10 protein-coding genes are annotated in these 12,088 nt (G+C 62.9%); 2 read left to right on the forward strand and 8 right to left on the reverse strand.

The genetic code is table 11. From position 1 onward, the window contains the following. Positions 1-182 precede the first annotated feature (182 nt). The 3 genes from EHS19_RS06275 to EHS19_RS06285 form a co-directional block, all read right to left on the reverse strand. Complete coding sequence (locus tag EHS19_RS06275) at positions 183-1,853, reverse strand: CTP synthase (protein ID WP_151916929.1); 1,671 nt, start codon at positions 1,851-1,853, stop codon at positions 183-185. A gap of 157 nt (positions 1,854-2,010) precedes the next feature. Then, complete coding sequence (locus EHS19_RS06280; RefSeq protein WP_151916930.1) at positions 2,011-2,865, reverse strand: hypothetical protein; 855 nt, start codon at positions 2,863-2,865, stop codon at positions 2,011-2,013. Positions 2,866-3,686: 821 nt separating this feature from the next. Next, on the reverse strand, positions 3,687-5,600 hold the full coding sequence (locus EHS19_RS06285) for a zinc ribbon domain-containing protein (RefSeq protein WP_151916931.1): 1,914 nt from the start codon (positions 5,598-5,600) through the stop codon (positions 3,687-3,689). A 295-nt stretch (positions 5,601-5,895) separates the two neighbouring features. Here EHS19_RS06285 and EHS19_RS06290 point away from each other — a divergent pair, with 295 nt between their 5' ends. Next, entirely contained in the window at positions 5,896-6,147 is a 252-nt protein-coding gene (locus EHS19_RS06290; RefSeq protein ID WP_175578348.1) for a hypothetical protein, read from the forward strand. 160 nt (positions 6,148-6,307) lie between these two features. On the opposite strand, the gene aroQ is transcribed toward EHS19_RS06290, so the two are convergent. From aroQ to aroC, 3 genes are all read right to left on the reverse strand, one after another. Further along, entirely contained in the window at positions 6,308-6,757 is a 450-nt protein-coding gene (gene aroQ / locus EHS19_RS06295; protein ID WP_151916933.1) for a type II 3-dehydroquinate dehydratase, read from the reverse strand. A 28-nt stretch (positions 6,758-6,785) separates the two neighbouring features. Then, positions 6,786-8,396 (reverse strand): bifunctional shikimate kinase/3-dehydroquinate synthase, encoded by a 1,611-nt coding sequence (locus EHS19_RS06300; protein ID WP_277752786.1) that lies wholly within the window; start codon positions 8,394-8,396, stop codon positions 6,786-6,788. Positions 8,397-8,606: 210 nt separating this feature from the next. Further along, positions 8,607-9,800: a chorismate synthase gene (gene aroC / locus EHS19_RS06305; RefSeq protein ID WP_151916934.1), complete on the reverse strand. Its 1,194-nt coding sequence runs from the start codon at positions 9,798-9,800 to the stop codon at positions 8,607-8,609. 50 nt (positions 9,801-9,850) lie between these two features. On the opposite strand from aroC, the gene EHS19_RS06310 reads away from it, so the two are divergent. Beyond that, the gene (locus EHS19_RS06310; protein ID WP_151916935.1) at positions 9,851-10,321 is read left to right on the forward strand and encodes a prepilin peptidase; all 471 of its coding nucleotides are present in this window, start codon (positions 9,851-9,853) and stop codon (positions 10,319-10,321) included. Positions 10,322-10,445: 124 nt separating this feature from the next. Here the strand turns inward: EHS19_RS06310 and mltG are convergent, their stop codons facing one another. Next, on the reverse strand, positions 10,446-11,642 hold the full coding sequence (gene mltG, locus EHS19_RS06315; protein WP_151916936.1) for an endolytic transglycosylase MltG: 1,197 nt from the start codon (positions 11,640-11,642) through the stop codon (positions 10,446-10,448). Then, positions 11,623-12,088: Holliday junction resolvase RuvX (gene ruvX / locus EHS19_RS06320; RefSeq protein ID WP_151916950.1), on the reverse strand; the 466-nt coding region annotated here is incomplete at its 5' end. The genes mltG and ruvX, both read right to left, overlap by 20 nt.

Genomic DNA, 12,088 nt, shown 5'->3' on the forward strand with positions numbered 1-12,088 from the left:
CCCGACCGTGTTTGCCGCTTCACATGGATTCAAGAGGAAGCGGCACTCGCTGTGTCGTACGTCGACTCTGCCGAGAGCCGACTTCTGCAGTTCGTTCAGAGCTCAACGATCACAGATCGGATCTCAACGCCCTCACCGCAGGACCAGCGCAAAACTCGCAACGCGTTGCGGCCTCGCAAGGCTCACTCGCCGGAGCGAGCCGCCTGATGGTCGAGCGCGGCCTTGACAAGTCCGGCGAACAGCGGATGCGGCTTGGTCGGACGGCTCTTGAACTCGGGATGCGCCTGTGTGCCCACGTAGAAGGGATGCACATCGGTCGGCAGCTCGACGAACTCGGTAAGCTCGCCATCCGGGCTCTGGCCGCTGATGCGCAGTCCGGCCTCGCGAAGGCGATCCTTGTAGGCGACGTTCACCTCGTAGCGGTGACGGTGGCGTTCGGTCACATGCGTGGTGCCGTACAGTTCCGCCACCAGCGAATCCGGTTCCAGTTCGGCCGGGTAGGAGCCCAGACGCATCGTATGACCCATGTCGCCATGTCCGGCGACGATGTCCTTCTGCTCCTCCATCGTGGCGATCACGGGGTTGGAGCAATCCGGCTCGAATTCCGAGGAGTTCGCATCCTCGAGATCAAGGACGTGGCGCGCGTATTCGATCACCATGCACTGAAGGCCCAGGCACAGGCCCAGCGCCGGCAGGCCGTGCTCGCGCGCATACTTGAGCGCGCCGATCTTGCCGTCAACGCCGCGAATGCCGAATCCGCCGGGCACGACGATGCCGTCGATGCGGTCGAGCGCGGCAGCCGCACCCTCCTCGGTCTCGCAGGTGTCGGCCTTGACCCACTTGACGTTCACCTTCGCCCAATTGGCGAAGCCGCCGGCCTTGATGGCCTCGGTGACCGAAAGATACGCGTCCGGAAGATCGATGTACTTGCCGACGATCGCGATGTTGACCTCATGCTTGGGGTGATGCACGCGTTCAAGCAGATCGGCCCACTCGTCCCAGTCGACGTCGTGGAACGGCAGACCAAGCTCACGCACCACATAGGCGTCGAGTCCCTCGTTGAACAGGATCTTCGGCACATCGTAGATGCTCGGCGCGTCCACGCAGTTGACCACGCCCTCCACATCCACGTCGCACATCAGGGAGATCTTGTCCTTGATGGACTGGTTGAGCGGACGGTCGGAACGCAGCACGAGCGCATCCGGCGTGATGCCGAGCTGTCGCAGCATCATCACGGAATGCTGGGTCGGCTTGGTCTTGAGCTCATGGGCGGCGGAGATGTACGGCACCAGGGAGACATGCACGAACATGCAGTTCTCGGGGCCGAGCTCACGACGCACCTCGCGGGCCGCCTCAAGGAACGGCTGGGATTCGATGTCGCCGACGGTGCCGCCGATCTCGGTGATGATCACATCAACGTCGTCGGCCGCCTGTGCGCGCATGCGCGACTTGATCTCGCCGGTGATGTGGGGGATGACCTGCACGCACTGGCCGAGATACTCGCCCGCACGCTCCTTGCGCAGCACCTCCTGATAGATCTGACCGGTGGTGACGTTCGCTTTCTGGGAAAGGAACACATCGAGGAAACGCTCGTAGTGGCCGATGTCGAGATCGGTCTCGGCGCCGTCCTCGGTCACATAGACCTCGCCATGCTGGAACGGGTTCATCGTGCCCGGATCCACGTTGATGTAAGGATCGAGCTTCTGCTGAAGGACATGAATGCCACGGCTGCGCAGCAGACGACCGAGCGAGGATGCGGTCAGACCTTTGCCGAGTGAGGAAACCACGCCGCCGGTGACGAAGATATGCTTGGTGACGTGCTCTTGGGAATTGCCATGTTGTCTTCTAACCATGGAATTTCACTGTATCATCCGTGCGTGACGCGGCGTGTTGGCTGCTATGCCGCCATTGGCGAATGAAGGGCACGCCGCGCACGGCATACCGCGCACGGCATATAGTGCGCAGTCGGGTCCAATCGGTCCGTTCAGATCCGCACCAAATCGATACAGGTCAGTTCGACCCGTCCGAGTTCCCCCAGGACGGCTCCGGTGCCTGAAGATACTCGCTGCCATCGGTGGAGTTATCGGAGTACGACCCCGAGCCGCTGTTCTGGAACTGCTTCTGCAGATCCTCGGATTCCTTCTTGAGCTTATCGGCGCGATCCTGAAGCTCCTGACGTCGCTTTTCGAGTTCGGGATCGTTCAGATAGCTGCCGCCGGAATCGGTGGTTCCTGAATCGCCAGGCTTCGGCAGCTCCATGTAGCCGTTCGTGCCGCCGTTCTGCGATGTTCCCGGCTCGGTTCCGTTGCCGCCGCCATTGCCGATGATCAGCACGATCACCAGTACGATGACGACGACGGCGGCCACGGCACCAGCCACGATGGCGATCATCTTGCCGGAGCCGCTTTTCCGCTGCGGCTGGGCGTACCCGTACGGCGTCGCGCCATATGACTGGCGAATATACTGATTCTGCAGCAAGCCGCCGCCGACTCCCTGGGACATGTTCGCTTGGTGATATCCACCGGCTGCGGCAGAGGGCTGATAGCCCGACTGGGGATAGCCCGACTGCGGATTCGTCGGTCCGCCTTGCGCAGTCATGCCGTATGGGGGGAACGGCTGATTCGTGTACGCGGGGCCGCCCTGCGCGGTCTGGGGTCCCTGTCCGGCGCCGAGGGCATATCCGTATGGCGCGGGAGCGCCGTATTGCCGCCCCTCGGAGGACGGTCCCTGCGCGGCATACGGGCTATTCGGATTCGCGCCGCCATTGAAGTCATAGCCGCCCTGCTGCGCGCCGTTCGCGTAGGGATGCTGCTGGTTGCCGCCGTCCGGAGCCGGTCCGGAGCCTGAATCAGGATATCCGTTCATGACTTCAGACTACGCCCACTCCATCCGCCGTGCAAGACGCCGACGCACCGGTGCCGGACCATCCAACAGACCAAACGCCAGCAGACCGCGCCTCCGCGAACGAGATTCGGGAAAAGAACGGCCATCTCCCGAATTACGTTTACTGAGACCATCTCAGCGATCATTTTTCGGGAATCCAACCCAAATTCCCCGAATTACGATCACCAATAGATAATCAACGGATTTCTGACGCAGATCACTGATTCTCTGCGTCAGAAATCCGTTCAGCAATTCGTCCCGAAAAACAATGGAAACATGGTCAATTCAGTGAAACGAATCTGCAATGCAGGCGCTAGTCGATCAGATGGGCGATGGCCTCCAGTGCCAGCTTGTAGCCGAAGAAACCGAGTCCGGTGATCGTGCCGCGGGAACTCCCCAGATGAGCGGTCGCAACGTGTCGAAGTATTCGGGACGGATGAGGCCTGCCGCCATCACTCCCAATCCAGTCCCAGCCATGACGCACAACACCGCGGGCACGACGGCGAACGTCCATCCCAGTGCCGGATAGTACCTGTCTCCGCAACGTCCCGGGAAGAAAACGCTCATGGAATCGGTATCCCTCCGTTCGGCAGTCCTCTCCCACGCCGGTTCGGATACAACGGGTTCGGGCCGTGCCGGAGCATCATGGGACGTCGCTTCCGATGACCGGCCGCATGCCGGGCAGAATCCGGGATTCCCCACCGTCATGCGGGCACCACAGAACGGGCAGAACATAGGCAACTCCTTGGGTAACGTTCGGGGAATTTCGTCGGGAACGGTGTTGGAACCGTTTGCCCGACTCGTCATTGCAGGTAGAACACGGTGTCGTCGGAGATGACCGGAACATCCCCCGCGGCAAGGGACTCCCATTTACCCATGCCGCGGGTACCGCCCAGAACCAGATATGCCTTCGAATCGTCCGGCGGGTTGGAGGGATCGACCTCATACTGTCCAAGCATCCTGTCGGGGCCGTTCTGCGCATCGGCCGCAGCCAGATCCATGCCCACCGGCACGTAGAACAGGGACTGGTCGCGGCAGCTTGTACCGGGATGCATCGCCGATCCGCACATCTCGCCTTCATGACCGGCCACGAGATATATCGAGATGATGGTGGAGGGCGTGGCCTGCGCCGATTGGTAGTTGAGGTCCAGGTCGAGCATGTCGTCAAATAGCGGGTTCTCGCCGGCGGTATGGCTCAGAGAGCCGTACCGGTAGGGCGTCGAACCATGCGTCACCTGCAGGCATGAGCCGTCTTCACGGCAATAGGTGCCGTCGAGCACGCCGTCGCCTCCGGCGCTGCCTCTGGCGACGGAGGCGACGGCATTCCATATCTGCTGGAATCGCGCGTACAAATCGAGTCGCCTCTGTGCCGCGCCCTCCTTTGCCTGAACCAGCTTGTTAACGTCCGCCAACGCGGCGTTGATGGCTTTTACCTGGTTGCGGTACCCGGTTGCAGTGTCGGTCAATTTGCCGACGTCCTGCACGGAACAGGATTCATTCCCCACGGCATCGACCAGACGGTTCAGCGTCCCGACACCGTCGCCATCGGCGTCGGAGACCTTGCCCAGGACCGAGTCAGCGGCATCCCGCGCCTTGGTCAACCTCTGGTATTGGTCGGAGCAGTATGACGCCGCCGCGGCGACCCCGTCGAGATCGCGCTGACGGGCGGGCAGCGCCCACAGCAACAGCGCCATGCACAATGCCATCGCGACAAGAGACGAGCCGATCGCCACCACAGGCAACACGATCGACGACCGGACCGGTTGCGTATGGTCCGTTTCGGACCGTTTGGGCGAAGCCGAGCCATCAACGTCCGATACCTTATCGAATCCGTCCGGCTCGTTCCGGAGGACGAATGCCCCGTCAATGGCGTCGGCCACATCCTCAAGAGCGATTTCCAGAGGGACCAATCCGTCATAGGCGTCGGCACGACCTGCGAACCCTTCCGCATCGTCTGCCTCCATCATCGCTTCGGCAAACGGATGACCCTCATCCGCCAAGGCTAGAACACGTGTCACATAACCGGCGTTGCATGCCTCCGACGGCAGACGCTCCTCCAATGGCTCCACGGCGTGGCGGATCCGTTCAATCGTCATCTCCCAACGGGACGTTTCGTCGTCCGCCTCGCGCAGTCTTGACCGCAGCCTGCGGCGCACCGATGTCAGGCCGATGCAGATCACCGTCACCACGACGGCGACGCAGGTGAGAACGTCGGCGACCTGCCATATGGCGTTCACGACATCAGTGGCCACAAGCCACAGGCAAAGACCCGCCGCAACGGCGTCCAGCAAGACCAGTGCGACCATACACCGCAGTATGGTGTCGCATCGGCCGGCGCGCCTGCGTTGCCGACGCGACGCGTCGAGCAATGCATTCGCATCATCCAGCCCGCGATAGGCGTCACGGAGTACGACGAACATCTGTCGAGTCTGCGTTTGGCCGAGGCCCAGCATCCGTTCCGTGCTGGCGGGTTCCCGAGGCTTCACAACGGCCGGCGCATTCCCCTTATCGGTCCATGCATCCGCCGTCTCCATCGCCGGCATGGGTTGCACGACGGTCTTGGCAGGGACGGAATTCGCATCGACGGGATGGGGGCCGTCGTGTCCCTGTGCGGGAGAAATCACCCCGGCCAACGGATGCCCGCATCCGGGGCAGAATCGCGGATCCTCCGACGGTATGCGGAAACCGCAGAACGGACAGAACAGCATGGTCGCCATCGCCGGCCCCTTTCCTCCTACGCCTCATCGCGATCAGACGGAACCGTCTTCGGACACCCAACGATATAGGGGGATTCCACGACATCGACGCCCGTCACCCTGACAAGCCCTAAACCTACCCCCCCCCGCTGGCTTTTGTCAAATGACGGAGTCGGCAACGTAGCGATGAACAAACCTGCGCGTTCCGGCATGTTATGACGATGCCGGGCGCATCGGTGCGACCAACATCATGGAACCTCCGTTCCCGGATCAGTGGTGGAGGACGAGGATCACCTTGGCGGAGTTGGTGACGGACATGTCCATCAGCTCCCTGCTGCTCCATCTCATTGGCGGCGCGTTCCATCTCCTCCGCCATGGTCCTCGCCTTCGGCGCATGATCGAACTTGGTTTTGCCACGCCCACGCTTCAGGTGGAATTCGACAATCTGGATAACCATCGGGTGCCGTATCACGTCGACTTCTGCTGGAAACTCGCCGATGGTCGTGTCATCGTCGCCGAATTCGACGGCACCCGGCAACGGAATTCGGAAACTCGGACGCCTTCCTGAATATGTTGCGCCATCGGGTTCGGATGCGGTGGGCTCACCTCCACGACTACGCACGACCAACGGGGACGACGGTGAAACACGTTTCCCGGACCCAAATGGACTCATCCCGGATGCCGACGGGAAGGACCTACCGATTCTTCCAGTCGGCATCGCCTTCGAATCAACCGTTGACGATGTGCGCCACGGCGTCGAGCGCGAGCTTGTAGCCGTAGAAGCCCATGCCGGTGATGGTGCCGGTGGCGACCGGGGAGATCACGGAGCGCTTGCGGAACTCGTCACGTGCGGACGGGTTGGAGATGTGCACCTCCATGAGCGGCAGTCCCGCGTCGCCGACCATGTGCGCGGCGTCGGCCAAGGCGTAGCTGTAGTGGGTGAACGCGGCCGGATTCATGACGACCGGCGTCTTTTCGTCCGCCGCCTGGTGCATCCACCGCACCATCTCGGCCTCGTCGTCGGTCTGACGCACCTCGACATCCAGATCAAGCGCCGCACCCCATTCGGTACACAGCCGCCGCAGCTCCTCAAGATCCTGACGGCCGTAGACGTCGGGCTGACGCACGCCGAGCCGCCCAAGATTCGGTCCGTTGACGACGATGACTTTCGTGGTCATGTTCGGTTTCCTTTCAGTATCGGATACGTCAGCGCCGAATGCGGCGGAACGCCTCTTCGACGGCATCGGCCGGCGGATCGTCGAGATGAACCATATGGCCGGGTTCGCCATCCAGCACGACGAAACGCAGCTTGTTGCCGCGCGCCTTCTTATCGCGATGCATGAGCGAGAGCACCTCGTCGAACGAGCCGCCGTTCCAGGAGATCGGCAATCCGAGCGAGGACAGCAGCGAACGATGATAGTCGACCAGATCCTGATCGATGTAGCCGAGCAGATGCGCTAGCTCCGCCGCGTACATGCAGCCGACCGCAACCGCATTGCCATGCCGCCAACGGAAGTGCTCGATCTTCTCGATCGCGTGCGCAAGCGTATGCCCGTAGTTGAGGAACTCGCGCAGTCCGGCCTCCTTGAGGTCGGCGGAGACATGATAGGCCTTGACGCGAACCGTGCGCTCGATCAGCTCCGCGGCCACATCCTCCAACCCCGAGCCCAGGAACGTCGCGCCGTCGAAACCTCGCAGCTCGTCGGCATGGTTCTCAAGAATCCTCAGAATCTGCGGATCGCGAATGAAACCGGATTTGGCGACCTCGCCAAGACCTTCGACGAAGATGTCGTTCGGCAGCGAGACGAGCGTGGTCAGGTCGGCCAGCACGCCGGCGGGCGTATAGAAGGAGCCGACGAGATTCTTGCCGGCGGTCGTGTTCACACCGGTCTTGCCGCCCGTGGAGGCATCGACCATGGCAAGCAGCGAGGTCGGACAGTTCACATAGCGAACGCCACGCATCCATGTGGCGGCGATGAAGCCGGCCAGATCGGTCGCCGCTCCCCCGCCGACGCCGACGATCGCATCCGACCGGGTGAATCCCTCGACGCCGAGCCGCTCCCAGACGCCGTTGGCCACCGCAACGGTCTTGCCGGCTTCGGCATCCGGCACGACGATGTCGTGAACGTCGTATCCGGCCTGTCGCAGCAACGCGCGCGCCTTGTCGGAATGACGCTGCACCGGCTGCGTGTGAATCAACGCCACGCGCGCCACACCCGAGCCCAGCACCGCCGCAAGATGGTTCAACGCGCCTTCGCCGATGCGCACGTTGTATGAGTCCGCGGCGACGACGTCGACGTGGACGACTCTCTCATCAATCATATTCATCAGCTTTCTCGCCGCCATCTGCGGCGTCGAACCGTGGGTGCGCACATGCACGTTGGCAATCCGGTCGAACACCGGGTCGCGCTGGCGGAACAGCGTCCTCCAACGCTCGTTTGCATCCCCGGCGAGCATAGGCCGACCACCGCCTCGATTGGCGCGTTCCATCGCCTCGGCCGGGTCCGCCTGCAGATACACCACGCGCCCGCCCTGATCCATGTATTCATGCAGCGTTCGCTGCACGGACGGCGTCATCGGCGCGCCTCCGCCAAGAGCGAAGATGCCGCCGAACCCGCGGAGCGTGTCCGCGATCACCTCGCTCTCGACGCGTCGGAATTCGGGCTCGCCGTAGCGGGAGAAATACTCCGGAATGCTCATGCCGATCTCATGCTCGATCTCGATGTCGGCATCCTTGAACGGCACACCCATCATCTGCGCGGTTTCACGGCCGACTCGCGTCTTGCCCGCTCCCATCATGCCGATGATGACCGCGATCGGCTGAGTGCCGCGATGCTGCTCGGCGAGACGTTCCTCGACGCGAGACGCCTGCGAAACGCGCGGTGCTCCCGAGTGAGCACCGCCGCCATGTCTGCGCGAACCCCTACGCAATCGTTCCCCTCCTTTTTGCCGATATCACCGCAATCGCCGCAATCGCCGATTTCTCCGCAATTACCGATTCCGCCGCAATCTCCACAACCGCCATACTCACCGCATGTGCTCCGGCCACGAGGCAAGGTATCCCTGCGCGTTGCGTCGGATCTCCTCAACGCTGTCGCCACCGAACTTCTCCAGCACGAACCGGGCCAGCGTCAGGCGGACCATGGCCTCGGCGACCACGGAGGCGGCCGGCACGGCGGTCGAATCGGAACGCTGATTGATCGCCTGGGCGCTTTCGCCGGTGAGCACGTCCACCGTGCGCAGCGCACGCGGGATCGAGGGAATGGGCTTCATCGCGGCACGCACGCGAATGGGCTGACCATCCGACATGCCGCCTTCGATGCCGCCGGCACGGTTGGACAGGCGGTCAAGGCGTCCATCCGCGTTGACGACGATCTCGTCGTGCGCCTGCGAGCCTGGACGTGCCGCCTCAAGGAACCCGTCGCCGATCTCGACACCCTTGATGGCCTGAATGCCCATCACAGCACCGGCCAACGCCGCATCGAGACGACGATCCGACTCCACATACGTGCCCAGTCCTGCGGGCACGCCGTAGGCGATGACCTCGATCACACCGCCCAGCGTGTCGGCGGCGCGCTTCGCATCGTCGATTCTCGCCATCATGCGCGTTTCGGCATCCTTGTCGAGGGTGCGCACGGGGGATGCGTCAAGCGCGGCAAGATCATCAGGAGTCGGCAGCGGCGCTGCGGACGGGTCATCCACGCCAACGCCTCCGATCGAAATCACATGCGCGATGGTGCGAATGCCAAGCGTCTGCTCCAGGAACTTCGCCGCAACGGCGCCAAGCGCCACGCGAGACGCCGTCTCGCGCGCGCTGGAGCGCTCCAGCACCGGACGGGCGTCATCGAAGCCGTACTTGCGCATGCCGGTCAGATCGGCATGCCCGGGACGCGGACGGCTCAGGGGTGCGTTGCGCCCCTCGCGAGGCAGTTCGTGATCCAGCGGATCGGCGCTCATCACCTCGGTCCACTTGGGCCATTCGGTGTTGGCGATCTCGATGGCGATCGGGGAGCCGATCGTGCGCCCATGCCGCACTCCGGTGAGCAGACGCACCTTGTCCTGCTCGAACTTCATGCGCGCGCCGCGCCCGTAGCCGAGTCGACGGCGTGCGAGGGCCTCCACGACATCCTCGGTGGTGACGCTCACACCTGCCGGAAGCCCTTCGATCATGGCGACCAACGCCTCGCCGTGCGACTCTCCCGCCGTCTGCCAGCGCAACATACCTGCTCCTCCACTTCGTATCCGGATTGACTTTGGACTATCCTACCTGTATGTCCTACCTTGCATCATTGCCCGGTCTGCTATGTGGGCTCGCGCTCAGCGCGGAAGACGTGCACAGCCGACGCGTGCCGAGAAAATGGGTCGCCGTGGGCGCGATGGCCCAGCTTGCCGCCTCGCTCGCCTATGCGATCGTCTTCAATGATCTGTTCTCGCTGCTGGCCTCGGTCCTATTCGCGCTGCTGTCCGCCCTCGCCCAGGCGGCGATGGCGATCATCCGTCCGTCGGCGCTGGGTTTCGGCGATGTGACCGCGACATTGGTGATCGGTCTGTCGGTCGGTCTGTGGGGGCTGACCGTGACGGCCCTGTGGTGGGTGATCATGGGATTGTTCGGCGTGTCGTGGATCGTCTGGTGGAGTCATTGCGATCCGCAGCGGCATGGCGCGCATGCCGGTCGCGTGCCGTATGTGCCGGTGATCGCGATTGCCGGCATCATCGCCGTGGCGATCGGCCCGCTGCTGTGACGCCGGCGCCGGCGATCCGCTGCTGTGAGGTTGCCATGCAGCGGTGCCGGCGATCCGCTGCATGCCGGCACCACACGGCTGGTTCGCTGCGTTGATGGCGCGTTAGTGCAACCAGTTACTGCGCCTAGTTCGCGTCGGGATTGTTGTCTTTGTATTCCTGCCGGATCTGCCAGAATTCGTCTTCGGTCGCGACGAATTTCGTCTCGCCGGTGTCGAGATTGACGGTCACGAAATACAGCCAGTCGCCTTTCTCGGGGTTCATGGCCGCCTTGATGGCGTCCTCTCCGGGATTGCCGATCGGCGTGGGCGGCAGGCCGAGGGTGTGACCGTTGTGCAGATTGTACGGATTCTTGTGATCGGCGTCCTCGATGTCGGCGGTGGTGATCTGCGTGCCGTTCTTGTTCAGGCCGTAGGCGAGCGACGAATCCATGCCAAGATACATCTTCTGCTCGATGCGGTTTTCGATGACGCGCACGACCTTGCCGTAGTATTCCTTGCGGTTCACCTCGGCTTCGGCGATCGATGCCACGTTGAGGATGCGCTCGCGCTGCGCTCCGGACGGCACACCGAGCTCGTCGAGTTTGGCGATGCGCGCCTTGACCATGGACGTAAGGATGTCGGCGGCCGACTTCTTGTCGGACACGCTGTAGGTGCCTGGTTCCAGCCATCCTTCGAATTTGCCGCCGGCCTCGGCGGGCAGTATCCCTTTACCGCCATCGGCGACGATCTTGTCGAAATCGCTCTGGGGTATGTCTGACTGCTCGACGACCGCGGCAATGACGTCGTTGAACCGATCTCCGGCTTTGACGTCGACGAAGCCCTTCGCGTTGGACATGTTGGAGAGGATCGTGACGACGTCCGCGCTGTTCATGTGCAGTTTGAGACGGAACGTGCCCGGATACAGCGTGGCGTCGTCTCCGGCCGCGCTGAACGCGCTGAGAAACGCTCCGGAAGTCTTGACGACGTCGAGTTTGACGAGCGCGTCGGCGATCTGCGTGGGCGTCTGCCCCTGCTCGATGGTCAGTGAGACGCTTCCCGAGCCGGGGCCCGGATAGTCGGCGGCTTCGGTCGGCTGGCTGCGCGAATCGACCCACCCCTTGAGCGAGCGGTAGACGAACGTTCCTCCAACGCCGACAAGCGCCAGAACGATCACCACGGCGATCACAGCCGTGATCACGCGACGCTGCCGGCGCTTGCGTCTGCGGCGCATCTCGCGACGGGATCGTGACGGGCGCGACGGCTCCGGGGAGTCTGAATCCTCGTTGTCGCCGTCAACCCACTGGGTGTTTTCAGCGAAGAAATCATCCAGATTGTCGCTCACCGGTCTCTCCTCGATCCTGCCTACACGCGTCAAGAGCCGACTGGAGAATCACCACAGCAGACTGCTGATCGACGGCGGGCCGATGCCTCCGCCCGGCTACCTGCGCCTCGAACAGCTGCTGATGTGCGGTGACCGTGGTCAGTCGCTCATCAAGAAACGACACGGATGGAATACACTCGGCATTGAGCTGCCCTTCCTCATCGTATTCTTTCATCCGTTTTATCAGATTGGCTCCCCAACGACGCGCCTTGCGTGCGCTTTTCCCCTCATCTCCGTTGAGCAGAAGCGGCAGGCCGATCACGACATGGGCCACAGCGTGATCCTCGATGACGCCGATCACGTCGTCTAGCGCCTGAAACGAGTCGCCATAGACGACCACGTTCCCGGCGGGATGCGCGAACGTGAGCTCGGGGTCGGACAGGGCAAGTCCGACCCGAGCGTCACCG

It is taken from the genome of Bifidobacterium jacchi, assembly GCF_009078285.1.
GTDB classification, from domain to species: Bacteria; Actinomycetota; Actinomycetes; order Actinomycetales; family Bifidobacteriaceae; genus Bifidobacterium; species Bifidobacterium jacchi.

What these genes read in the sequence shown, in the direction of transcription:
- EHS19_RS06280 (WP_151916930.1), bottom strand. Translation starts at nt 2,865, where the DNA reads ATGAACGGATATCCTGATTCAGGCTCCGGACCGGCTCCGGACGGCGGC.
- EHS19_RS06290 (WP_175578348.1), top strand. Translation starts at nt 5,896, where the DNA reads ATGTCCATCAGCTCCCTGCTGCTCCATCTCATTGGCGGCGCGTTCCAT.
- aroC (WP_151916934.1), bottom strand. Translation starts at nt 9,800, where the DNA reads ATGTTGCGCTGGCAGACGGCGGGAGAGTCGCACGGCGAGGCGTTGGTC.
- EHS19_RS06285 (WP_151916931.1), bottom strand. Translation starts at nt 5,600, where the DNA reads ATGGCGACCATGCTGTTCTGTCCGTTCTGCGGTTTCCGCATACCGTCG.
- aroQ (WP_151916933.1), bottom strand. Translation starts at nt 6,757, where the DNA reads ATGACCACGAAAGTCATCGTCGTCAACGGACCGAATCTTGGGCGGCTC.
- EHS19_RS06275 (WP_151916929.1), bottom strand. Translation starts at nt 1,853, where the DNA reads ATGGTTAGAAGACAACATGGCAATTCCCAAGAGCACGTCACCAAGCAT.
- EHS19_RS06310 (WP_151916935.1), top strand. Translation starts at nt 9,851, where the DNA reads ATGTCCTACCTTGCATCATTGCCCGGTCTGCTATGTGGGCTCGCGCTC.